The following is a 24,825-nucleotide window of genomic DNA, read 5'->3' on the forward strand; positions in this document are numbered from 1 at the left end:
AAACCTTGAATGAAATTGAAAACATTTTTGACTGGCGCCGTGCTGTCGATGTCAGCGGTGGCGGCAAGTACTGCCCAGGCCGACATCACCTTGCGCCATGCCTTGACCGGCGAAGCGCTGGATTTGAGTTTCGCCAAAAAAGGCGGTAACACGGACAAATTCAAGCAATTCATGCAAACCGGCAAAAACCCTTACAACGGTGATGCAGAGGCAGCCAAGAAAGGCGAAAGCTTGTACATGACCGGTTGCTCGGGCTGCCACGGCCATGAAGCCGAAGGCAAACTCGGCCCCGGTCTGGCAGACGACTATTGGACCTATCCGCGCGGCCTGTCCGACCAGGGCTTGTTCGAAATCCTGTTCGGCGGCGCCAACGGCATGATGGGGCCGCAGTATGTCAACTTCAGCACCGACGACATGCTGCACATCATGTCTTTCTTACGCAGCATTTATAAGGGCGATCCTAAGAAAGCCGAATGGCTGAAATAAACACCCTCACCCTAGCCCTCTCCCGGAGGGAGAGGGAATTCAAGCCAAATTACAGTTAACTCCCGGCGGCTCGAGTTTGCCTTGGAAGTTAGGTATTGAACCCTCTCCCCGTGGGAGAGGGCAGGGTGAGGGTTATCCAACAAATTACTTTAGGAGATCAACATGAACAAATTAGTAATGTTAGGCGCGGTACTGCTGGCTTTAGGCCTGTCCGGCGTGGCAAAAGCCTATGACGGCACCAAATGCAAAGAAGCCGGCAACTGCTGGGAACCGAAACCGGGTTATCCGGCGCAAGTGGCGGGTAGCAAATACGACCCGAAACACGATCCCAACGAGCTGAACAAACAAGCGCAGTCGATCAAAGAAATGGAAGCCCGCAACGCTAAACGCAGTGAGATCATGGCGAAAACCGGCAAGTTTGTTTACGACGTCGAAGGCCAATAAACACCGGTTAGGTCAGGGGGCGCGTCGCGCTCCCTGGCAGTTGCTCGGAAGATCGAACCCTTAGGACGCCGCCAGGGATGGCGGCAACTAATAATAGGGAGGGAATCGTAGGCCAGGGAATGCCTAGGGCAACGGCACGATCAATCTCTGCAAGCTGTTTAAGAACTTCGCGAGTGCAGTAGCCTTTAAACAGCTTCTAAACGAAATCTCACGGCTCCGGGCCGTTGCTACGCCGCTTGGATCAGCCATCCGCAGCTACAGCCTGTTGTCAGCGTGCGTATGTCTACACTCGGCGGCGTGGCAACCCAGCACCGGAGTTTTTTTGCGGTATTGGCTTTAATCAACAGCGCTCAATTAGCTATGACAAGCAAGCAAACCCTCAGCGACTGGCGCGCCAGTGCGTTGCAGTTGGAACAACAAATCAACCATGTCGTCGTCGGCCAGCAGGCGGCGGTACGCAATCTTTTGATAGCCGTATTCGCCCGCGGCCATGTGTTGCTGGAAGGCCAGGTTGGCGTGGGCAAAACCACCTTATTGCGGGCCATTGCCCAAGGGCTCGGTGGTCACTACCAACGTATCGAAGGCACCATCGATCTGATGCCGGCCGACTTGATCTATTACACCTACTTAAATCAAGAAGGCCGGCCCTGCGTCGATCCCGGCCCTTTGCTTAAGCAAGGCGAACAGTTGTCGGTGTTCTTTTTTAACGAAATCAACCGGGCTCGGCCGCAAGTGCATTCGCTGCTGTTGCGGGTGATGGCCGAGCGCAGTATCGGCGCGTTCAATCGCGAATACCGGATGCCGCACATTCAGGTATTTGCCGACCGCAATCGAGTCGAAAAAGAAGAAACCTTTGAATTGCCGGCGGCCGCGCGCGACCGGTTTTTTATGGAAATCAACATCAACACACCCAGCGACGACAAGGTGCTGGACGATTTGCTGTTCAATCCGCGTTACCACGATGTCGATGCCTTGATTGGGGAAATGGCCCCCAGCCAAATGCCGTATTACCAGCTCAACGACTGGGCGGCGGCGATTCAGAACAGCATTCAACCCAGCGCCGCCTTGCGCCAATACGCCTTGGATTTATGGAAAGCCACCGCCGATCCCGGCGCATTCGGCATCGCTTTAGCCGATGTGGAGATTGGCAACCTGCTGCAGGCCGGCGCCAGTCCGCGCGGCGTCAGCTATATGATTCGCGCCGCCAAAGTCCGGGCTTGGCTGGAAAATCGCGACAGCCTGTTGCCGGAAGATTTGCAGGCGGTTTTCGCCGTCACCATGTCGCACCGGATATTTCTGAACCCGATGTACAGCTATCGCCAAGACGACATTATTCCCACCTTGATAGCCAGCATACTCAACCAAATCGCCGCACCGTAACAGCCATGAACATTAAATCGATTCTGCACGCCATGCTGCCGCATGCCGGCCTTGGCCACTTATTGGAAACCTATTTAACCTGGTCCGGCGTCGGCTTTATCTGCTCATTTATCGCCAGTAGCCTGGATAAACACTCGGACGTGCCGTATGCCGCGTATTACACCAGCGCGCTGAACGACGCGGTGGGCTTTAAGTTCTGGATTTTATTGGCGGTGGTCGGCACCTTACTGTTTTGCCTGAGCCTGCCGGTGTTATATCTATCGCTGCATTTTCCCGCCTTGACGGAGTTCAGCCGGCGCTTGCGGCGGTTTACCTACACGTTTTTTTTGGTGGCCTTTGATGAGGGCGGCCTGATGATAGGGATTTTGACTGCCAATTTTATCGATACCAGCGAGCGCATCTCGCTGCTGGCTAACAAATCGTTTTTGTTCAGCGATGTCGGTTTTTTCACGATCCTGGCTTTATGCCTTTTGAACTCTCTGCTATGGCTGTTCGGCGAAGCCATCCACAGCCGCAATGCACAAACTTACTCAGGCGTGGTGGCCTTATTGATGAGGGTGCCATTGAAGTTTTCTCTGCCCGGATACCTCGTCGTGACGGCGGTGCTGGCGAATTTGGTTGTTAGCCAATAAACGATGTTGAGCATGAATTGGTGTTTATCCCGTATGCCGCGCCGAGCACCGAAGCTTTCGCCGGGAACAGCTCGAAGGGGTGCGGCATGGATGCCGCACGTTGACGAAGGGGCAGGAAGCCCCTTTCGTCAACCCCCGGCGAAAGCTTCGGAGCGCAGGATCAAAGCGGCATCCGGGTGTCTTTTCTTTTGGATACTTTATCTTTCGACTGCATGGACGCAGGAGGTAGGGCAATGCAGGAGCAATTGCCGAGGACAAGCAAAGAAAAGTATCTCGCTTGCCGGTGCGAGAACCGGCGTTAAATTGGTCGTCGCGATAGCGACACCTTTCGGCATGTCGCGAGTTAATTCATGACAGCCAACACCCAACCCTTCCAATACCGCCTGCCACGCCCAGCAGTCGGTGTGTTTCCCGGCGCACATCCGGGGCAAATGGTCGGCAACGGCCAACTGTTCAAGCGCCATGACACCTTGATTGCCCGACCTGACCCCAGGCGCATCGATTTACGGGCCAGCCTGCTCGATCCGTTCGGCCATTACCAAGTGGGGGTGCAGCAGCAACACAGTGCTATCGATGTGTATTTGCTGGCCGATTTGTCCGCTTCCATGCGTTTTGTCGGCAATAACGACAAGCGCCGTGTAATGGCCGATATGCTGTTATCGATTGCCGCATCGGCCCTGGAATACGGCGACAACATCGGCTTTATTGCGGCTAACCAGCACGTACTCACCGATGGCTATTTGCCGGCCGGTAAACACCTGGGCCGGATTCAAGCCACGGCAAAACGCCTGGAAACACTCGACCTGCAACCCGGTTCGGCCGGTTTGCAGCAAGCCCAACGCTATCTGCCCAAGCATAGGGCCTTGGTGTTTCTGGCGTCGGATTTTCATTTTCCGTTGCCGCAGTTGCAAGCCATTTTACAAAACTTGCGTCGCCATGACGTGATACCGCTGGTGCTGTGGGACCTAGCCGAATACGGCCGGTTACCTGATTGGGGGCTGTTTCAAGTTCAGGACCTGGAAACCGGCAAGCGCCGCACGCTGTGGTTGCGTCCCGGTTTGAAGCGCAAGATAGAACAGGCATTTGCGCAGCGCCGTGTGCAATTGCAACAGCAGTTTCGGGCCTCGGGCTGTGAGCCGCTGTTTATCGACAACGGCTACCGCGCTGAGCAGCTGGGGCAATATTTTTTAAGGAGAGCCGGATGACGTTGGCGGCAAAGCGGCTTGGTTGCGGTTTAGCATGGGTATGCGTCACGCTGCTGGCGGCGTGTTCAGGCTCGTCCACCCAAGCACTCCGCGATTTTCAAATGCAAACGCCGCGGCCGTTCGGTTATGTGATCGGCGATACCATCCCGCAACGAATTGTGCTGGAAACCCGCGCCGGTATGGCCTTGGAACGCAACAGTCTGCCGACGCCGGGCCGGTTAAATCGCTGGTTACAACTGAACGCGGTGACTGTGCAGGAACTGGCTGGCAGTGACGGCAAGCGCTATCAAATCGATCTGCTGTATCAGCAATTTTACGCACCGCTGGAAGTGAAAGCCTTGAGCATACCCTGTTTTACCTTGCGCTTTCAGCAGCAAGGGCAAACCTTGGAACAGCCGGTCGCGGCCTGGACCTTTACGGCCGCGCCACTGCGGGAATTAGTGGTCAGACAGGATCAACACGGCGAGTACCTGCGTCCGGATCAAGCGCCGCCGCTGTTAGACGACGCAGTCATGGTCCGGCGCTTATACGTGGCGCTGACGGTGGCGCTGGGCATCGCTTTACGGTTAGCTTGGCTTTACGGTTATTTACCGGGACTACCGAAACGCAGCGTATTCAAGCGCGCGCAGCGCCAACTGCAAACGCTGGGTCTGCCACAATTGCCACAGGCGCTGGCTGCGCTACATACCGCGTTTAACGGTCTGCACGGCAAGCCGGTGTTTTTGCACAAATTGACCGAGTTTTATCAAAGCCATCCGGAATACCGCAGCATCGCCGACGAATTGGCCTGGTTTTTCGACTATTCCAACCGTTACTTCTTCGCTGACGCTTCGATCCAGTCGCAAGAACAAGATCTGCAAAAACTCAAAGCCGTGTGCCGGCATTGCCGGGAAATCGAGCGAGGCAGCCGATGAATTTGGGCTTTGAGTATCCGTGGGTTTTGCTGGGCTTGGGCTTATGCCTGTTGCCGATATGGAGAATAGGGGCGGTCGCCAACCCTTATCCCTGGCTGGCGATATTGCCTATCGATCCGCTATCGCTGGCTATCAGCGCCTTGATCCGCTTGCTGGGCGGATTGGCGATAGGCGGATTGATCCTGGGCTTGGCCGGTGCCTATCTGCAAGAACAGCAAGTGGAGCGCATCGGCCACGGCGCGCACATCGTCATGTTGCTGGATCGCAGTAACAGCATGGACAATACCTTCGCCGGCAAGACGCCGGAAACCCAGGGTGAGGAATCCAAAGCCAGCGCCGCCCGCCGCTTGTTGAACCAGTTTGTCGATCAGCGCGCGCACGATTTGATCGGCATCGCCGCCTACAGTACCTCACCGCTGTTCGTGCTGCCGTTGACCGAAAACAAAGCCGCGATTCATGCCGCGATAGACGCCACAGCCTTGCCGGCCTTGGCGTATACCAATGTCAGCAAGGGTTTGAGTATGGCTTTGGAGTTTTTCGATAGCCGGCCGGTGACCGGTTCGCGCATCGTGTTATTGGTGTCGGACGGCGCGGCGGTGATCGATCCGGACAGCGAGGCAGCCTTGCGCGAGTTGTTCAAACAACGCCAAGTCAGCTTGTATTGGGTATTCCTGCGCACCGCCAACAGCCCCGGCTTGTTTGAAATGCCTGACGATCCGCGCGACGACAATGCTCAGGCCATGCCGGAACGCTATCTGCATCTATTTTTTAACAGCCTGCATATCCCGTATCAAGCTTACGAAGCCGAAACCCCCGGCGCGTTGCAGCAGGCCATAGACGACATCAACCGCTTGGAGAATCGGCCTTTGCATTATGTTGAACGGATACCGAAACAAGATTTATCCACCCGCTGCTATGCCTGGGCGGCAGCGATGTTGCTGGGTTTGCTGGGCCTGAAACTCTGCGAGACCAGACCGTGATTCGTAAACTAAAACATTGGTTGCTTTGGGCTTCGCTAGCGGTAGCCCTATTGGTGACACTGACGCAGCTGCTGCAATTGTATGGGTTGAGCGGCCAAAACCGGCTGATAGGCCAATTGTTGGCCGGCCAGGATGTCGGCGCCGACGAGCTTGCCACATCGGCGCCGGAGGTGCGCATGGCCCGCGCGGTGTATCTGAGCCAGCACCAGCGCTACGACGAAGCCTTGGCGACGCTGAATCTGTTATTGCAGCAAGCCGGCGCCGAGGCTCAGGCGCACACCCGCTACAACCTGGGCAATCTGTATCTAAGGCAAACGATGCAAAAAGCCGAAGCCGGCAATATCAACGAAGCTATGCCGCTGTTGGGCCTGGCCAAGCAAGCCTATCGCGAAGCTTTGACGCTGGATAGCCAGTTTTGGGATGCCAAATACAACCTGGAAGTGGCGATGCGGCTGCTGCCGGAGATGGACAGAATCAGCAGTGGCGACGAGCAGGACGATCTCAGCCAAAAGACCCAGCTGTGGACTACCTTGCCGGGCTTTCCGCGTGGCTTGCCTTAGCGCCGCGGCTTTGTTTTCTAACCATAATTTTCCTGCATGAGCATAGCGCCCAATTTCAAGGATTACCGTTTCTGCTTGCTGGCGGCGGCGCTGCTGAGTTTGTCGGTGGTGTTTTTCCATCCGCAAACCAGCGCGCAAGTGTCACTGTACCGGCTAGTGTTTGTTGTCGATATTACCCGCAGCATGAACACCGAAGATTATCAGCTGGATAAACAGCCGGTCAGCCGCTTGCAGTTTGTCAAACACGCATTGCGCCAGGAATTGTTAAAACTGCCTTGCGGTTCGCAAGTCGGTTTGGGCGTGTTTACCGAACGGCGCTCAACTTTGCTGTTCGAACCGATCGAAGTCTGTTCGGGTTTTGCCGAGATCGACGCCGCGCTGGCGGCATTGGATTGGCGCATGGCCTGGGCCGCCGACAGCCGGATCGCCAGCGGCTTGCTGAGCACGCTGGAGATGTTGCAAGGCAAAGACCAGAACCTGGTGTTTTTCAGCGACGGCCAGGAAGCGCCGCCGCCCAATCCGCGCTACAAACCGGATTTATCTGCGCTGAAAGATAAAGTAGCCGGTGTCATTATCGGCGTCGGCGGCGATCAACTCGCGCCCATCCCCAAGTTCGACGCCAAGGGTCAGCGCCAGGGTTTTTATAAACCCGAAGACGTGCCGCATCGCTCGTCCTTTGGTGAATCGGATCTGAATCCCGAGAAGATCCAGGGCTACGATGCCCGCAATGCGCCGTTCGGCAGCGAGGCGGCCAGCGGCGACGAGCATATGAGCCGGCTACACGAAAGCTATCTGCGCCAGCTGGCTGCTGAAAGCGGCTTGCAGTACCGGCGCTTGACCGACGCCGACAGTCTGGATCAAGCCTTGCAGCAAGCGGCGTTTGCCAAGCCCGGCACGCACACGGTTGATAGCAGCTGGCGCTATGCCGGTCTGGCTTTGTTGTTCCTGGTGATGGTGTACCTAAAGTAGTTCAATCGCCGGACACCGTATCGACGAGCAATATTCGTTCACTGTCCAGGCGCAAAGAGAGGGTTTTGCAAAGCAAGCTGGTTTCAAAATCCATATAGCGCTCGGAAGTGACGATGCGGGCGCGGTCGCCGCAATTTTCTAAGGCCAGTAGTTGAAAGAAGTACGGGCGCCAGGACCAGTTAAAACCGATCTTGCGTGGATCGGTGAACCATTGGTTTTCCTTGAAATTAAAATCCGGCGAAATCTGGTCGCCCTGGTTGTTGCACAAATAAAACCGTATTACGCCGCTATCGGTAAAGTTCCAACTGACCAGTTCATTCAAATTAAAATCATCTTGCAAGGTTTCGGCCAGCTTGTAAATCAAGGTCTTGGTGGTGTTAATGGCGCTGACTTTCTTTTGGACCTTGGTCAGCGTGTTTTTCAAAAATTTGGTGCGCAATGAGGCGATGTGTTGTTCGTAAAGCTCGGCCGGTTGAAAATCGGCTTCGGCTTTGGCAAACAAAAACCCCTGCATGAATTGCGCGCCGCAGTTCAAGCTGAATAAAAACGCTTCGTCGGATTCCACGCCTTCGCAAATGATCCGGCAGCCGGTGCGTTTGCCCAGCCGCGAAATCATATGAATGATGTCGCCGGCGATACCGCCCTTGGTGGCCAGTTTGAACAGCCGCATGTCGATTTTGATGATGTCGGGTTGGATGGCGATCACCCGTTCCAACTGCGAGGCGCCGGCGCCGAAATCGCCGATAGCCACGCTCAAGCCGTGTTTGCGGTAGCGCTGCACAATTTGTTTTAATTTCTGCGGATCGACATGCGCGTTGGAAATTTCCACGATGATGCGCCGCCGGTCGATATTCAGCTCGTCCAACATGCGTAGCGTGGGCAGCGTGTTCAACTGACGCAGATTTTCTATCCAGGCCGCGGAAATATTCAGCGCCAGATAACTTTGCGTATCGGCCAAGGCCGAGAATTTTTCCAGGGCTTGCCAGCGCACCTGCCGGTCCAGTTCGATACGGGTTTTGGCATCGACCTCGGCGGAAGAGAAGAGGGCGCCGGCGGACACCACTTTGCCTTTGCCGTCGTATTGGCGGGCCAATGCTTCGTAGCCGACGATTTTGCCGCTGGCCACCGAAATGATGGGTTGGAAATACGGAAATAACTGGGTTTTAGCTTGCATCGTCCCTTTGCCTATCAATTTAACTGGGTATGGGTAAAAACCCCTTCAGTTCCGCGACACAAGAACCGCAACCGCTACCGGCGCTCAAACAGGCGCTGATGTCTGCGACGCTTTGCAATTGCTGGGCTTGCACCGCGTGTCGGATGGTTTTTTCGCCCACATTGAAACACGAACAGACGATTCGGCCAATATCGGCTTCACCTTTCGGCGGTAGTCCGCTCAGCAAACTCAGGCGCTCGGCTCTGCTTAGCTGTTTTTTAGCGAACAAACTGCCCAGCCAGCCCGGCTCCGGCAATTCGCAATCCGGGCCGACCAGCAGACAGGCTTGTAACTCGTGGTCCGGTAAATAAGCGGTGCGGTAATGCCCGGCTTGTTGATCGCTGTACTCCAGCCAGCAGCTATCGTCGTCACGATGCTCGACGGTGGCTAGCAGGCTGCGGCTCCAGGCCCGCCAGTCCTGACCCGGATTGGTGGAAGCCAATTCGTAGCGAAAATAACCGTCGCCGCGCACGCTGACTTGATACTCGGCGCCGGCGATTTGCAAGGGACGGCGCGACAAAATGGTGGCATACCAACGTGCCGGCCAGGCGTGGATTGCCGCCGGCGTTTGCTTGCTTTCGGGTTGTCCGGATTGCGGATCAACCACCGGATTGACCACTGCGCCCATGCGGCCGTGGCTGCTGAGTTGTTCGGTCCAGTGCATAGGCACGAATAGACTGCCGATTTGTTGCCCCGGATTGAGATCGATGCGGGCCAGCATACTGCCCCACCGGCTTTGGACCAGCGCCAGACTGCGCGCGGATAAACCGAGGCGTTCAGCATCGGCAGGGTGTACCTCGACGAAGGGTTCGGGGCGGTGCGCGTTTAATTTGGCGGCCAGACTGGTACGTGTCATCGTGTGCCATTGGTCACGCAGGCGGCCGGTATTCAGCGTAAACGGATAATCGCTATCCGGTGCGTTAAGCGGCGGACGCGGGGTAATCGGGATGAAGCGGGCTTTACGATTGCTGGTGTAATACCGGCCGTCAGCAAACATTCTGGCGGTGCCTGCATTTTGCTGGTGAGTGACCGGCCATTGCACCGGTTGCAGCGCATCGAAGTCCCGACGATCAATCTCGGCAAACGCCGATAGATTAAAGTCGCGCGGCTGATGCTCGGCATCGTTTTCAAACGCCGACAGTGCCGCGTGTTCACGAAAAATATCGGCGCTGGATTGGTAATTAAAGGCGTCCTTAAAACCCATGCGCTGCGCGACTTGGCTAATGATCCACCAATCGTGCCGGGCTGTGCCGGAGGCAGGAAACAGCGGCCGTTGCCGGGAGATGCGCCGTTCCAGGTTGGTGACGGTGCCGTCTTTCTCGCTCCAGCCGGTGGCCGGCAGCAGCACATGGGCCAACTTGGCGGTATCGGTGTTGGCGATGCAATCGGAAACCACTACCAATTCGCATTGCTGCAAAGCACGTTTCACTTTGTCGGCGTCCGGCATCGACACCACCGGATTGGTCGCCATGATCCATACGGCCTTAATTTTACCGGCGGCAATAGCGTCGAACATCGCCACGGCCTTCAAACCTTGTTTGTCGGCAACTTTATTGCTGCCCCAAAAGCGGCCGACTCTATCGACGTGTTCCGGGTTTTCCAAGTCCATATGCGCAGCCAGGGTGTTGGCCAAACCGCCCACTTCGCGGCCGCCCATCGCGTTAGGTTGGCCGGTAAACGAGAACGGCCCCATGCCCGGCTTGCCGATGCGGCCACTGGCCAGGTGGCAGTTGATGATAGCGTTGCATTTATCCGAACCGGAGCTGGATTGGTTGATGCCTTGCGAATAGACCGTGACGGTTTTCTCGGTGCTGGCAAACCAGTCGAACAGTGTGGCGACGGCTGCGCTGGACAAGCCGCAGCCGGCGGCAACCTGCTCGATACTGCCGGCGGTTTTCACAGCCTCGTGCAATGCGGCTTCAAAACCTTCGGTATGCGTATCGATATAAGTTTGATCGATCCGGCCGTTTTGCTGCAAATATGCCAGAATGCCGTTGAACAATAGTGCATCCATGCCCGGTTTAACCGGCAGGTGTAAATCGGCGATGTCGCAACTGGCCGTGCTGCGCGGATCGATCACCACAATCTTTAAATTTGGGTTGTTTTCCTTAGCCTTGCGGATGCGTTGAAAGGCAATCGGATGGCACCAGGCGGCATTGGAGCCGACCAGTAAAATCAACTCGGCCAGTTCCAGGTCTTCGTAATTGCAAGGCACGGTATCGGCGCCGAACGCGCGTTTGTAGCCGACTACCGCCGAGGACATGCACAAACGCGAATTGGTGTCGATATTAGCGGTGCCGATGAAGCCTTTCATTAGTTTGTTGGCGACATAGTAATCCTCGGTCAGCAATTGTCCGGAGACATAAAACGCCACTGCTTCGGGACCGTGTTGTTCGATTATTGCGTTAAATCGTTCCGCGACGTGGTTTAAGGCATTGTCCCAATCCACTTGCTGCCCTTGAATGCTGGGGTAGAGCAGGCGGTTTTCCAGCGACACGGTATCGCCCAGCGTCGCGCCTTTTGAGCAAAGTCTGCCGAAATTGGCCGGGTGGTTACTGTCGCCTTTGATGCTGACCCGGTGCGTCGCCTGATCTTCTATCGTGGCTTCGATGCCGCAGCCGACGCCGCAATAAGGACAAGTGGTTTTGATGGTGTTCATGTGTAAAGGAATTTAAGCCGCGCGCGCTAGCGGGGTTCTGCCGAACATCAAGCGGTCGCGGATCGCGGCAATCGGCGTGCTTTCTTTAACCAAATTCAGATACCAGGCGCTGTCGCTGGTGTCGCCGTACAAAATAACGCCGACTACGATGTCGCCGCGCAGGACGATTTTTTTATAGATGCCCAGGCCGTGGTCGATCAACTGCAAAATCTGGCATTCGCTGTCGCCTTCGAAATCGCCCACCGAAAATAAATCGATGCCGGTGACTTTCAACATCGTCGCGGACGACAAGGTTTTAAATTGGCTGTCGGCCTGGCCCGCCAGTTGTTGCGCGCAGACTTTGGCCTGTTCGTAGACCGGCGCGACCAAACCGAACAGTTCGCCCCGGTGTTGCACGCATTCGCCGACCGAGAATATCGCCGGGTCGCTGCTACGCATCCGGTCGTCCACCACGATGCCGTGCTGGCACTCCAGACCAATGCGTTTAGCCAGACTGATATTGGGTTTGATGCCGGTGGACATGATCAGCATGTCGGCCGGTAAGATGCTGCCGTTACTTAGCGTCACTGCGCTAATATGCCCGTCCTGGTTGTCTATGCGTTGGATAGTGGCGCCGAGATGAAACTGGATACCTTTATCCGCCAATTGCCGCTGTAAAAACGCCGCGGCCTTAGCATCCAATTGCCGGTTCAACAAATGGCCGGCACGGTTAATGACACTGACTTGCATACCGCGCTGCAATAGGCCGTTGGCGGCTTCTAGCCCCAGTAAACCGCCGCCCAGAATGACCGCATGGCGTTTGCTGGCGGCTTTTTTGATCATGGTTTCCACGTCGGCGATGTCTCTAAAGCCCAGTACGCCTTCGACGTCGCGGCCCGGTATGTCCAGCATCAGCGGCAAGGAGCCGGTAGCGATCAACAGTTTGTCGTAAAACGCGCAGGTGCCGTCATGGGCAATCACACAGCGGCGTTCGCGATCCACATCGACAACCGCTTTGTCCGGTCCGCAATACAAGGTCACGCGGTTTTTTAGATACCAATCAAAATCGTGAATCATGATGTCGGCAACGCTTTTGGCGCCGAACAGCACCGGTGTCAGCATGATGCGATTGTAATTGCCGTGGGGTTCGGCGCCGAACACGGTGATGTCGTAGCGGCCAGGCGCGGTCTGAATCAATTCGTCAACGGTACGCATGCCGGCCATGCCATTGCCTATCACTACCAATTTGAGTTTCATGAGTTTTCAGTGGTATTTGCGAAGATTGGTGGGAAATCGGACGCAAACTGTGCAAGACAGTTTGCGCCGCTGCTGCCTAGAAGCTGACGTTGCCTTGCATCCAAATCACTTGGGTGTCGGGGAACGCCGGGTTATCGCTGTTAAAGTTCGCGTACTTGGCTAACAGCGAGTAATGTTTGCCAAACTTTTTCAGGGCCTGAAAATCCCATTCCTTACCGTATTCTATTTTGCCGGTATCGTCTTTAAAGTCGTGATAGACGCCGGTAATGATCAAGCTGTCGTTCATTGCTTTGTAGCTGGCGGTGGCGAAGACGTCGCGGATACCATTAGCAGGCGTGGTTAGAAATAAATCGGCCCAACCCTGGAAAGCGTGATTGGTGCCCAACGGGGTTTGAAAAGTCCTGCCGGCTCCGTAGCCATTTAGCTGCTCCACGGCACCTGATACGGTCAGATTGTAAGCACTGGCCCCCGCCATCAGATTGAAGCGGTCGGCCTGATAGTGGTTGGGGTTGTCGCCGTAGTCCGATTGTTTGCTCCATTCGGCGGTGTAGATGGCGTTGACGGTGTCAAAAAACTGCGGCGATTTGCCGTCGAAGCGTAGACCGTAGGTTTGGGAGGAGTTAGCGTAGTTGGCGCGTTCGCGGTAATCCAGCCAATATCCGTAACCAATCAGGTTGCCCCAGTCATTGATCTTGTAATTCAGGTTTAAGAATGGGGCGTTTATCGAATGCGTTTCACCGAATATGTTTTGAATGTGATCGATATAGCCGACGTTTGCGGTCAACCCGAACAAGGTCTGATTGTTGTGGGTGACCAGAATCGAGTCATAGGTCATTTCCATCTGCCGCCAGCCCACGTTACCGATGAAGCGGTCGTCGTCCAGTTTGATGCGTTGCCGGCCGACTTTGATCAGGGTGTCCGCAATGCCTTTATAGCTTACCCAGAATTGATTCAGCTCGTTGCGGGCCGGGTCGGCAATCACGGCATAGTTGCGGTCACGGTTTGTGGTGGTACCGCCGCGGTCGTAGTCTGCTTGCGCCGCATAGAGGCCTTCGTATTCCGCGTAACCTTGAAAATCGTGGAAAACCGGCGTCAGGAAACCCAGTCGCAGCCGCACGGTATTGGCGTTGGCGGTTTCCACGGGCTGGCCGCCCATATTGGCGGGTTTACGGACAGAGTTGTCTTTATCGACATTCTCCCAGCGGTAGTTCAAATCCATTTTTACCGCGCCGTTACTGCCGTAATGGTAAAAATTCAAGGCGTCTTCTACTTCTTTGGTGATGTCGGCGGCAACCGGCAGACTGACGAAGGTGAGTGATAATAGTGTCGCCGGTAACTTGCCGGTTTGACGTTTGAGTGTTTGCGGCATAAGGCCCCTAGAGAAACAAGCGGTTATAAATTAATGGGTGTGATCGCATTCGGACAGGAAGGTCAGCAGGCTCTCCCGGTATTTGTAGTAATCAGGATGCTCCAGTAAGGCCTTACGAGTACGCGGCCGAGGCAGGTCGATTTCTTGAATTTTGCCGATTTTGGCGTGCGGGCCGTTGGTCATCATCACGACACGGTCGGCCAACAAAATGGCTTCGTCGACGTCGTGCGTTACGACGATGGCGGTGACGTGGGTGCGCTCCCAGACTTCCATCAATACTTCCTGCAATTCCCAACGCGTTAATGAATCGAGCATACCGAACGGTTCGTCGAGCAGCAGCAATTTCGGCGACAGGGCAAAGGCACGGGCGATGCCGACGCGTTGGCGCATGCCGTTGGACATGTCCCCGGCTTTTTTGAACATAGCATCGGCCAGACCGACCCGGGTCAGGTAGTATTCGACGATGTCCTCGCGTTCGTCTTGCGAGGCATGTGGGTAGACTTTATCCACGCCCAGCATCACGTTTTCGAAGGCGGTCAGCCAAGGAAATAGGCTGGGGGCCTGAAACACTACGCCACGGTCCGGGCCGGCGCCGTTGATTTCCCGGTTATCTAAGATAATGCCGCCTTCGGAAATCTCGTTCAGGCCGGCAGTCATTGACAACACCGTGGATTTGCCGCAACCGGAGTGGCCGATGATTGAAATGAATTCGCCTTTCTTCATTTTCATGTCAAACCCGTCTACCACTTTGACGGTACTGTTGCCGTCCGGCGTCGGGTAGATTTTCGAGAGACTGGCAAATTCCAAGTAACGGGCTTTGCCTAGGTCGCGGGCACTAGGTTTCAGTGCGGAGGTATCCAGTTTCCAATCGTTGCTAGTGTTGGGACGCACATCCGGCAGCTTGAGTTTGTCACCGCTGTCGGCTTGCGCTTTTTCCATGCCGATATTCATCAGGTAACGGGTGATTTCGGCGCGCAGACGCTTAAATTCCTCGTTATGGTTCAATGCGGTGCGGTCGCGCGGCCGCTCCAGATTGACCGTAAAGGCCGGGCCGAAGCTGGCGTCCGGGCCGGGATTGAGCGGAATGACCCGGTCGGCCATGTATATGGCTTCGTCCACGTCATTGGTAATCAGGATGACGGTCTTTTTGTCCTGTTCCCAAATTTGCAGAATCTCGTCTTGCAAGTTGCCGCGGGTTAACGCGTCCAGAGCGCTGAGCGGTTCGTCGAGCAGCAAAATATCCGGGTTGGCGGCCAGCGCCCTGGCCACGTTGACGCGTTGGCGCATGCCGCCTGACAGTTCACCCGGTTTTTTGTCCATCGCCCGGCCCAGGTTCACCATTTTGACGTATTTTTCGGTATGCGCGCGGCGTTGTGCCGGCGTCCAATCCTTGAAAATCGCATCCACCGCCAGCGCCACGTTTTCGTAAACCGTCAGCCAGGGCATTAAAGAATAGTTTTGAAACACCACGCCGCGATCCGGTCCCGGTTCGGTGATCGGCTGGCCTTGTTTCAATAGTTCGCCACTGTCGGCATGGATTAAACCGGCAATCATCGATACCAAGGTCGTTTTGCCGCTGCCGGAAAAACCGACAATGGCAATAAACTCGCCTTCGCGAATATCCAGATTAATGTCTCTGAGGATGGAGGTTTTATCTTTGCCTTCTCCGTAGGACTTACAAACATTTTTTAACTCTACTAGCGGCTTATACGCGTCGTTGGCAGGAACGGAAGACATGGTGGATTGTTTGAGCATGGAAAGTTCGATGATTTTGGCTTGGGCGGCGCTCATGACGGCATCCTCAGATTTTTTGGAACGAGAACAGGTTTTGCAGCGAGTGCATTACCCGGTCGAGAACGAAACCGATAATACCGATGGTAAATACTGCCACCATGATCCTGCTCAAGGAATTGGAACTGCCGTTTTGGAATTCATCCCAGACGAATTTGCCTAAACCGGGGTTTTGCGCCAGCATCTCGGCAGCGATTAACACCATCCAACCCACGCCCAAGGATAGGCGCATCCCGGTAAAGATATAAGGCAAAGCCGAGGGTAGAATGATGCGTTTGATTTGCGTGGCCCAATCCAGCCGTAACACTTTGCCGACGTTCACCAGGTCGCGGTCAATGGAGGACACGCCGACAGCGGTGTTGATCAGCGTCGGCCACAGGGAGCACAAAGTCACAGTGATGGCCGAAGTGACGAAGGATTTGGCGAACCAGGAATCGTCGTCAGTGACGTACAGGGCGCTGACCACCAAGGTGACTATTGGCAGCCAAGCCAGCGGCGATACCGGTTTGAAGATTTGGATCAGCGGGTTAAACGCGGTATTCAGCACCGGGCTCATGCCGCAGATGATGCCCAGTGGCACGGCGATCAGCGTGGCGATGATAAAGCCGGCAAACACGGTGCGCAGGCTGGTAAAAATTTGGTCCAGATAAGTCGGTTTGCCGGTGTAGGGGCGGGGTTTGATTTCGGCCTTGGGATCTTCGGCCAGTTTTTCTTTATTCCGCACATCCTGGCGTTGATAAAACTCGGCCATCTTGGTCTTTTCAGCGTAATGCTCGCTGACCAGACCGCTGACTTCCGACCAGACCGCGACCGGGCCGGGAATGGCACCCAAGCTGGTGTTGATCCGCGCGGCGGTGACGCTCCAAAACCCTAAAAACAAGATGAAAGCGATGATGGGCACGCCCATCACCAGCCATAACTGGCGCATTTGTTGGGCAGGGTTTTCACCGGCGGCGATTTTGACTAAGGGTACGAACCAGGTCAGGCCGGTGATATTAAAGAATTTGATCAATGTATTAGTCATGTCTTTACTCGCTTGTCTTAATGGTGTCGGTAAAAAAGATGCGTCCTTGCATCAACATACGGTCCTTGTGTAGAGCACCCACCAGAGTTTTTTAGTCAACAATCTTGCCGCCGGAGACGGTTTGCTTGCCTTTCAAGCCAATCGGAAATTTGGCCAGATAATCATTAGGTTTGTTGGCATCGAACGGAATTTTGTCGATGAAAAAGTTTTGCGACGGCTTGATGCTGGTATCCGCCGGGAAATCTTCGGCTTTGGCTTTACCTTCCGCGACCAATTCCTTTGCGGCGGCCAAGTAAATGTCAGGGCGATAAACTTTTTTCGCGGTTTCCAGATACCAGTTGTCCGGTTTGTATTCGTTGATCATGCCCCAGCGACGCAACTGGGTCAGATACCAGACCGCACTGCTGTATGAAGGGTAGCTGGCGCCGTGGCGAAAGAAGGTGTTGAAGTCAGGTAAGGCACGTTTGTCGCCTTTCTCATATTCGAAGGTACCGTTCATACTAGCCGCCAATACATCAACATCTGCGCCGACGTATTGTTTTTGCGACAGCATTTCGATGGCTTCTTTGCGGTTTTTGTTGTTTTCCGCGTCCAGCCACATAGCGGCGCGAATCAAGGCTTTGGTGACGGCTAAGTAAGTATTGGGGTATTTTTCCGCCCAAGCTTGGGTGACGCCGAAGACTTTTTCCGGCGTATCTTTCCAGAGTTCTTCGTCGGTGATCACGGGTACGCCGATGCCTTTAAATACGGCCTGTTGATTCCAGGGTTCGCCGACGCAGTAGCCGAAAATGGTGCCCGATTCCAGCGTAGCCGGCATTTGTGGTGGTGGGGTGACCGCCAACAGGGCGTCGGCATTGATTTGTCCGGAGGTATCTTGCGGCGGCGCATAAAAACCGGGATTGATGCCACCGGCAGCCAGCCAGTAACGCAGTTTGACGTTGTGGCTGCCGGGTGGGAAAGTCATCGCCATGTTAAACGGTTTGCCTTCCGCTTTGAATTTATCGACGACCGGTTTCAGTGCGTCGGCCTTAATCGGATGTGCCGGTTTGCCGCCTTCCATAGGGACATTGGCTTTCATTTGTTTCCAGATGTCATTGGAGACCGTAATCGCGTTACCGTTGAAACCCATGCTGAAGGCGGAGACGATATCCGCTTTGGCACCGTAGCCCGCACTATAACCCAAGGGTGCGGATGCCAACATATGCGAGCCGTCCAGTTCGCCGTTGATTACCCGGTCCATCACCACTTTCCAGTTGGCTTGCGCTTCCAATTGCACGAATAAACCTTCTTCCTCAAAAAAACCTTTTTCCGCAGCCACCGCCAGCGGTGCCATATCGGTCAATTTGATAAAACCGAATTTCAAATCTTCTTTTTCCAGTTTGCCGGCGGCGAAGCTGTGGTTGGAAAAGCCTAATATGCCCAGCGCGACGACCGAGCTGAATGCGGCGGCAAGTGTCTTTGGGGTGAAAATGCGGTTCTGTTTCATGTCGGTTCCTGTCAATTGAGAAAAATCGGCCAAAAAAAAGGCGTCTATGTCCGACTTGTTTGCAAGCCGGACAGTAGACGCCTTTGTCTTTAGTGCTCAACAGTGAGCGGGGTTTTGGTTTACCACTCCTACACTGGAGTATTGCTGCTAACCAAGCAATCCTGATGCCAGTTTAATGAATCTTGTGATGGCTATTTATAAAAAACATTTATAAACAGTGTCTTACGCTGGTTTACTGTAAATCTGATTTTGGGGGAATTAGCGGGTGCATCCTGCTTGCATAAAAAACGATGCACTCTATTGATTCGGATGTGCTTTTTTTGCACATGCGTGGTGCGCACCGTAATGGGGAGGCTCAGCGAGATAGGCGAAAGAATTAGCGGTATTGCGAGGGTAGCGAGGCGGCGTTACAGGATTGGGCGGGCAAATATAGGCTTGCAAGCCGTGGCGAATGATTCCCGCCGTCTACGAAACAGAGTAGGATGCAGCCAGTGTTAGGTTGACGAGTCAATCGAATTTAAGCCGGGGCGGATTATGAAATACATCGTAAAACAAATTGCCGATGACTTTATCTTAGAGGAAATGGAGCAGGCCAGGAAGCAGTTTGTCGAGGCGCTGAATTACACCATGGAAAGCGCCACGATTTTTTTCGATAAAAATCCCACCAATCCGCTGGATTTTTTTATCGCCTACGATTTTCAACAAAAGCACGGCGATCCGGTGGTGTACGGGTTTAATTTGCGGGATGAAATGATCCGAATTTTCAATTTGGACGACAACAAAACCCATTCATCTAAATTAGCCTTGGCAATCAGCCAACAGCTAAAAAAACTGGCCGAGGAACTTGAAGAGCGTTACGACCCGGAACCCACCAAGACCATCGCCGAAACCCAAGAGAAAAAAGACACGCAATATGCCAGCAGCATTAATCGGTCTTATCGCGATGTACTCAGAGAAGCGAAAGAACACGACCGGGCCGAGCAATTGCGGAAAGCCGAGGCAGAGACTGCGGCGGCAGACGACGGCTATCAACGCCATACGATTTTACTCGGCAGTAAAAGCGCGGCTAAATCCTAAGCCCAGCCCGTAAATATCGTCGCTCCCGCGCAGTTCGACATTCGCAATCCAACGGCTCCGGGATTCGCGGGGCAGCCCGATTAGTAAGCTTATCTGCCATATCATCAAACCCGAGAAGGACAGCCCAATCGCTGGTTGTGCGTGGATTTATCCTCACCGGATCTAGTGCTCCGTTTGGCAAGTATGCTCTGCCTTTATACCGACAGCATCCAACCGTTTGCGTAAAAAATCTCAAACTCCCGGAACGGCACAAAGAATCTGCCGAATTTGATTTTGCCTGTCCCGGCTTCATTCAGATCGGCGACGGTGCCGTCGCCATACCAGTTACTGTGGATGACATCGCCGATTTGTATTTTTTCGTAGGTTTTCATGACGCGCCCCTGGTTATTTAATGACAAGCAGTACTCAGCATAAAAAATGCCAAAACTAACGAATAAAAACGGGGTTTGGGGTAGTGGGTCGCCAAGCCTTACAGACTGTGGCCTGAGTACTCAAAACTTGATAGGGGCAGATACAGAAAAGCCGGTTTCCGACTGCAAACGTTACGGAAAATCGTCACCGATACGATATTTAGTAGCTTATTGGCCCCATGCTGCTTTCAGACGTAGGATTTCCGGCATTATTTCCATAAATAAGGCCAGCAGGCGCGGATCGAAGTGACTGCCGGCCATGCTCTGCATTGATTTTAAAGTCTCTTCCAGCGGCCACGGTTCTTTGTACGGACGTTTAGTGGTCAAAGCATCGAACACATCGGCAATCGCCACGATTCTGGCGGATTCCGGAATCGCCTCGCCGGCCAAACCCAGCGGGTAGCCGCTGCCGTCCCATTTTTCGTGGTGATGGTGGGCGATTTCAGCGGCCATTTTGAAGACCGGATTGTCGCTTTTGTTCAGGATGTCGTAACCAATTTGCGCATGCGATTTCATGACCGGCCATTCCGCATCATTTAAAGCTCGCGCCGCTTTCAAAATGCCGTGCGGAATGCCGATTTTACCCGTGTCGTGGGTGGGCGCGGCCAACTCCATCATCGCCACTTGCGATGGCGTCCAGCCGGCGGCGCGGGCCAGCGCCGCCGAATACGCCGCCATCCGCCAAATGTGGTCGCCCGTGTAAGGGTCGTTATAGTGGCCGGCATCGCCGAGCATTTCGATGGCGGCGCGGGCGAGTTGGTCCAGCTCGTCTACTCGCACCAGCGATAAATGGGTTTGCACCCTGCGCAGCACGATGGGGCCGGAGACCGGTTTTTGGATGTAATCGACCGCGCCAACATCGAAACCGCGCGCTTCGTTTTCCATTTCGCCCATCGCCGTGACGAAAATCACCGGGATTTTCGCGGTCAACGGATCGACTTTTAACTGCGTGCACACTTGGTAGCCGTCCATGTTCGGCATCATGATGTCCAGCAGAATAATGTCGGGTTGATGTTCCCGGGCGGCGGCCAGGGCTTTTTCGCCGTTGATGGCAAACAGCAATTCGAAACGGTCCTTGAGTATTTGCTGCAGCACTTTCAAATTGTTCGGCTCGTCGTCGACCAGCAATACTTTGTAGCTGTCTTTCATGGCTTATTCCTTAAACGTGATCGCTAATTTATCCGCCAAGCGTTCAACTTGGATTTTCGCGGCGTCGAAATCGAAACTATCCACTGCAAAGCGGATAGCTTTCAGTTCGGTCGAGTCCAGAAACGCGCTCAGTTGCTGCAAAATCGGCTCAACGTGGTCCGGATTCAAAGCGTCCAGTGTGCAGTGCAATTGCTGTAACAGACGGCCGACCTGCTCGGCATCGAAGGCTACTGCTACATCAGGAGCCGGTTGGGTTGGCAATCTTAGTTGGTGTATGGCGGTAGCTGAGGCGCTTAGCGCAGCGTCCAGCGTCTTGATCAATTCCTTGATATTTTGCAGGTCGCCGGTTTTGAATTGCGCGTCAACCTCGGTCGCCAGACCAGCGATAACGGGTAAGGCCAGATTGCCGGCCACGCCTTTTAAAGCATGGGCGATGCGCCGGACCGCTTCGAGATTCTCCGGGTGCTCTTGTAGATTGCGTAGTAATTTGGCGCCGTCCGCGCCATGTTGCTCGGCAAAATTTAATAAGGCATCGGCGTAAATCAATGGATCCAGCCAGGTGGTCAAGCCTTTTTCGTAATCCGCGACGCCGGCCAACGGCGTGAAGTCCACGGCAACTTTCGGCGGTTCGGCGATGCTGAGGCCGGTATTGGCAATGCCTTGGCCTTTGGGCACCAGTCTTTCCATTTGCGTCAATAAGTCATCGACATCGATAGGTTTGCCGACAATGGTGTCTATGCCGGCATCCAGCGATTCGCGGCGTTCATGGCTCAACACGCTGGCGGTCAGGGCCAGAATCGGGATATGGCTGCCGCCGGGTTTTTCCAGTTCGCGAATTTGCCGGGTGGCGGCGATACCGTCCAGCACCGGCATTTGCAGGTCCATCAGAATCAAGTCGTAGTCGCCGCTTTGAAAGGCGTCCACCGCTTCCTGGCCGTTTTTAACCCAACTGACTTGATGGCCCTGCTGCTCCAGGCGCAAGCGCGCCAGCGTGGCGTTGGCTTCTATGTCCTCGGCCAGTAATACCTTGAAGCGGCGTGGGGAGAAATAAGCCACGTTATGCACAGAGCTGACATCGTACAGGCAGTTTTCCGCGTTGGCCGATTCCGGCATATGTACGGTGAAATGAAACACCGAGCCGACACCCGCCTGGCTTTCTACCCAAATCCGGCCGCCCATCATCTCGACAATTTGTTTGCTGATGGTGGTACCCAGGCCGGTCCCGCCGAAACGGCGGCTGGTGGTGGCATCGGCTTGCGAGAACGATTCGAAGATGTGTTCGGTTTGTTCCGGGGTCATGCCGATGCCGGTGTCGCTAATGGCAAAATGCAACATTTCGACGCCTTCCGCGCGGGTGATGGTAACGCCTATGCTGCCGGTATCGGTGAACTTTACCGAGTTGCCAACCAGATTCAAAATCACCTGCCGCAAGCGGTTCGGGTCGCCGACGAAATGCGTGGGCAAGCCGGCTTCTATCGCCAAATCGATGCGCAAGCCTTTTTCGGCGGCGCGCAAACCCATGATCTGCAATGCCTCTTGCACCGCAAACGGCAGATTGAAACAAACCGACTCCAGCTCCACCTTACCGGCTTCTATTTTGGAAAAGTCCAGAATGTCGTTAATCACACTCAGCAGATGCCGGCCGGAACTGAGGATGGTTTTTATATGGCCGCGCGTATCACCGGCTAGGGTTTGATCTTGCAAGGCAACTTCGGCAAAGCCGATGACGGTATTCATCGGCGTGCGGATTTCGTGGCTCATGTTAGCCAGGAAATTGGCCTTGGCTTTGGCGGCTGCCTCGGCGGCTTCCTTAGCAAGTCTCAATTCCTGCTCGGCTTGTTTTTGCAGGCTGATGTCGGAAATAAAGCCGACAAATAGATGCCGACCTTCCGAGATAATGCCGTGACCAACTGCCAAATTGGCGGGAAAGCGGCTGCCGTCTTTGCGTTGGGCGATGACTTCCCGCTCGATGCCGAGGATTTTGGCCTGATGGGTCGCCAAGAAATGTTGAATGTAACTGTCGTGCGCGGAGGCATCGGGTTCCGGCATTAGTAGCGAGACATTTTTACCGACGATTTCGGCGCTGCTCCAGCCGAACAGTTTTTCGGCGGCGGGATTGAACATCCGAATCAGCCCGCTACTGTCGATGGAAATCACGCCGTTCACCGCAGTTTGCACGATGGCTTTAACTTCCGTAGTAGCCATCGCCACCAGTTCTTCCAGATGTTCGCGGTATTTCAACAACTCCTCTTCCGCCGCCTTGCGTTCGGTGATATCGGTGATGGAACCGACCATCCGCACCGGCCGGCCCTCGGCGTCGCGCAACGCATCCCCCCGATCCAGCACCCAACGGTAGCTGCCGTCCTTGTGCCGTAAACGCAGTTCGGCGGTGTAACGCTCGTTATGTTCCAAGTGTTTGCGAAACGCTTCGCTGGCGCGGGCTTTATCGTCGGGATGGATTAATTCGAAGAAAATCGATTCCACGTTAGGCAATTCACCATCGGCATACCCGAGAATCTTGTTCCAGCGCGGCGATAAATAGTATTCGTGATGCACAATGTCCCAGTCCCAGATGCCGTCGTTAACAGCCCGCTCTGCAAGCATATAGCGTTCCTCGCTCGTGCGTAGGGCTTGGGTGCGCTCGGCGACTTTTGCTTCCAGATTATGCTGGGCATCGGCCAGGGCATCGGTCATGTGATTGAAGGAACTGGCCAGTTCGGCGATTTCATCAAGACCGCTGACTGCGGCGCGCACCGACAAGTCGCCGTCGCGGATGCGTCTGGCGGTGCTGGTCAGGCGTGAGATAGGCCGGACGATACGTCTGGCCAGGGCGTTGGCGATTATCGTCGTCAAGCCAACAAACACCAGCACGGTGATCAGCATCTGTTTTTCCAGGCGTTGAATCGGGGCCAGCGCCTCGGCCTGTTCGATATGCGCCATGATGCAGCCGCCGCCGGTTTCCGGAATAGTGCGGAAACCATGAATAACCGCACGCTCACGGTAATCGCTGTCCATCATTTCCGCATTTTGCCGGGCCAGGCAGCTTTGCATCGCTTGCGCAGCGATGGGGTGGCTGTTGCCTTGTCGGCTGGCATAGCGCGGTTTGGTAACAAAAAAACCGCTACTGTCGGCCAAGAAAGATTCGCCGGATTTACCCAGGTCGGGGTGAGCCGCAAAAATATTTTGAATCAGGCTAACCGGATAGCTGACCAACAATTGCCAGGGCAGTTTGGCATCTTTGGCAATCACATAATAAAAACGTGGCTGTTCCGGAACAGGTTTGCTGAAGTCGGCCAGTTGTCCTGGTTGAAAATCGTTTAAATCGGCAAGTGCGACGGGTTGCTCGCCGACGCTGACCGTGCCGGAATGGGTGTCGCGGCGAAAAAAAACCGCGCCGGCGGCACCTTCGGTGAGTAAATAGTCGTTCAAGAAATTAGCGGCGCAGGCGCGATTCAATTGCTCCGCCGCCACGCATTTCATTAGCACTTCGGCCAGGAAGGCGTGGGCACGGGTGTCGGCACGTTCCAGCACTAGTTTGAGTTGTTCATGGCGGCTTTCCGCCACGCGGCTGACAATCTTAATGCGATCCGTGCGGATATTGTCGGTGGCAAACCGATAGGCCATGTAACCGACCGATAAAGTCGGTAACAGGATCAACAGCAACAGCAGAGCAATCAGGCGTTTTTGCAGCATGTTGGGCCTCAATGTTGGCAAGCAGGTCAGCCGACGTTATGCCATGGATGGTGGCGTTGCGGCAATACCTTACGCCAATCGACACCTTCATGAGGTTAAGATTCCTTGGGGCAGGGAATTGTCAAATGGCAGTGGTAGGGAAGTCTCG

The 24,825-nt window shown here is 54.7% G+C and carries 20 protein-coding genes; 10 read left to right on the forward strand and 10 right to left on the reverse strand.

Features of this window, described 5'->3' with window-relative positions; genetic code table 11:
• Positions 1-9: 9 nt before the first annotated feature.
• From moxG to EBB_RS19155, 9 genes are all read left to right on the forward strand, one after another.
• Positions 10-486: a cytochrome c(L), periplasmic gene (gene moxG / locus EBB_RS19115; RefSeq protein ID WP_192395345.1), complete on the forward strand. Its 477-nt coding sequence runs from the start codon at positions 10-12 to the stop codon at positions 484-486.
• A 162-nt stretch (positions 487-648) separates the two neighbouring features.
• Entirely contained in the window at positions 649-930 is a 282-nt protein-coding gene (locus tag EBB_RS19120; RefSeq protein ID WP_192395346.1) for a methanol dehydrogenase, read from the forward strand.
• 360 nt (positions 931-1,290) lie between these two features.
• Positions 1,291-2,310: an AAA family ATPase gene (locus EBB_RS19125; RefSeq protein WP_192396402.1), complete on the forward strand. Its 1,020-nt coding sequence runs from the start codon at positions 1,291-1,293 to the stop codon at positions 2,308-2,310.
• Positions 2,311-2,315: 5 nt separating this feature from the next.
• Entirely contained in the window at positions 2,316-2,942 is a 627-nt protein-coding gene (locus EBB_RS19130; RefSeq protein WP_192395347.1) for an MxaP protein, read from the forward strand.
• 350 nt (positions 2,943-3,292) lie between these two features.
• Complete coding sequence (locus tag EBB_RS19135; protein ID WP_192395348.1) at positions 3,293-4,147, forward strand: DUF58 domain-containing protein; 855 nt, start codon at positions 3,293-3,295, stop codon at positions 4,145-4,147.
• Entirely contained in the window at positions 4,144-5,061 is a 918-nt protein-coding gene (locus EBB_RS19140) for a nonribosomal peptide synthetase MxaA (RefSeq protein ID WP_192395349.1), read from the forward strand. The genes EBB_RS19135 and EBB_RS19140 overlap by 4 nt, the downstream gene beginning before the upstream one ends.
• Positions 5,058-6,041, forward strand: coding sequence for a vWA domain-containing protein (locus EBB_RS19145; protein WP_192395350.1), 984 nt, complete (start codon positions 5,058-5,060; stop codon positions 6,039-6,041). Before EBB_RS19140 ends, EBB_RS19145 begins: the two co-directional genes overlap by 4 nt.
• A complete protein-coding gene (locus EBB_RS19150) occupies positions 6,038-6,601 on the forward strand; it encodes an MxaK protein (RefSeq protein ID WP_192395351.1) in 564 nt (187 codons plus the stop codon). Before EBB_RS19145 ends, EBB_RS19150 begins: the two co-directional genes overlap by 4 nt.
• A 36-nt stretch (positions 6,602-6,637) precedes the next feature.
• Positions 6,638-7,570, forward strand: a complete 933-nt coding sequence (locus tag EBB_RS19155) for a vWA domain-containing protein (protein ID WP_192395352.1) — start codon at positions 6,638-6,640, stop codon at positions 7,568-7,570.
• 1 nt (position 7,571) lies between these two features.
• Here the strand turns inward: EBB_RS19155 and EBB_RS19160 are convergent, their stop codons facing one another.
• The 7 genes from EBB_RS19160 to EBB_RS19190 form a co-directional block, all read right to left on the reverse strand.
• On the reverse strand, positions 7,572-8,744 hold the full coding sequence (locus EBB_RS19160; protein ID WP_192395353.1) for an EAL domain-containing protein: 1,173 nt from the start codon (positions 8,742-8,744) through the stop codon (positions 7,572-7,574).
• A 19-nt stretch (positions 8,745-8,763) separates the two neighbouring features.
• On the reverse strand, positions 8,764-11,442 hold the full coding sequence (locus tag EBB_RS19165) for a nitrate reductase (RefSeq protein ID WP_192395354.1): 2,679 nt from the start codon (positions 11,440-11,442) through the stop codon (positions 8,764-8,766).
• A 12-nt stretch (positions 11,443-11,454) separates the two neighbouring features.
• Positions 11,455-12,678 (reverse strand): NAD(P)/FAD-dependent oxidoreductase, encoded by a 1,224-nt coding sequence (locus tag EBB_RS19170; RefSeq protein ID WP_192395355.1) that lies wholly within the window; start codon positions 12,676-12,678, stop codon positions 11,455-11,457.
• 76 nt (positions 12,679-12,754) lie between these two features.
• Positions 12,755-14,047, reverse strand: coding sequence for an alginate export family protein (locus EBB_RS19175; protein WP_192395356.1), 1,293 nt, complete (start codon positions 14,045-14,047; stop codon positions 12,755-12,757).
• Between the two features lie 30 nt (positions 14,048-14,077).
• The gene (locus EBB_RS19180; RefSeq protein ID WP_223146873.1) at positions 14,078-15,838 is read right to left on the reverse strand and encodes an ABC transporter ATP-binding protein; all 1,761 of its coding nucleotides are present in this window, start codon (positions 15,836-15,838) and stop codon (positions 14,078-14,080) included.
• Positions 15,839-15,848: 10 nt separating this feature from the next.
• Positions 15,849-16,862, reverse strand: coding sequence for an ABC transporter permease (locus EBB_RS19185; protein WP_192395357.1), 1,014 nt, complete (start codon positions 16,860-16,862; stop codon positions 15,849-15,851).
• Between the two features lie 91 nt (positions 16,863-16,953).
• Positions 16,954-18,348, reverse strand: coding sequence for a CmpA/NrtA family ABC transporter substrate-binding protein (locus EBB_RS19190; protein WP_192395358.1), 1,395 nt, complete (start codon positions 18,346-18,348; stop codon positions 16,954-16,956).
• A gap of 534 nt (positions 18,349-18,882) precedes the next feature.
• Here EBB_RS19190 and EBB_RS19195 point away from each other — a divergent pair.
• Positions 18,883-19,425 carry a hypothetical protein gene (locus EBB_RS19195; RefSeq protein ID WP_192395359.1) on the forward strand — a complete coding sequence of 181 codons (543 nt, stop codon included), beginning with the start codon at positions 18,883-18,885 and terminating at the stop codon, positions 19,423-19,425.
• Between the two features lie 194 nt (positions 19,426-19,619).
• On the opposite strand, the gene EBB_RS19200 is transcribed toward EBB_RS19195, so the two are convergent.
• The 3 genes from EBB_RS19200 to EBB_RS19210 all read right to left on the reverse strand — a co-directional run bounded on the left by EBB_RS19200 (position 19,620) and on the right by EBB_RS19210 (position 24,677).
• On the reverse strand, positions 19,620-19,796 hold the full coding sequence (locus tag EBB_RS19200; protein WP_192395360.1) for a hypothetical protein: 177 nt from the start codon (positions 19,794-19,796) through the stop codon (positions 19,620-19,622).
• 207 nt (positions 19,797-20,003) lie between these two features.
• Positions 20,004-20,984 carry a response regulator gene (locus EBB_RS19205; protein WP_192395361.1) on the reverse strand — a complete coding sequence of 327 codons (981 nt, stop codon included), beginning with the start codon at positions 20,982-20,984 and terminating at the stop codon, positions 20,004-20,006.
• A gap of 3 nt (positions 20,985-20,987) precedes the next feature.
• The gene (locus EBB_RS19210) at positions 20,988-24,677 is read right to left on the reverse strand and encodes a PAS domain S-box protein (RefSeq protein ID WP_192395362.1); all 3,690 of its coding nucleotides are present in this window, start codon (positions 24,675-24,677) and stop codon (positions 20,988-20,990) included.
• Between the last annotated feature and the right edge of the window lie 148 nt (positions 24,678-24,825).

The organism is Methylomonas fluvii (genome assembly GCF_014850975.1).
In the GTDB taxonomy this organism is placed as follows: domain Bacteria; phylum Pseudomonadota; class Gammaproteobacteria; order Methylococcales; family Methylomonadaceae; genus Methylomonas; species Methylomonas fluvii.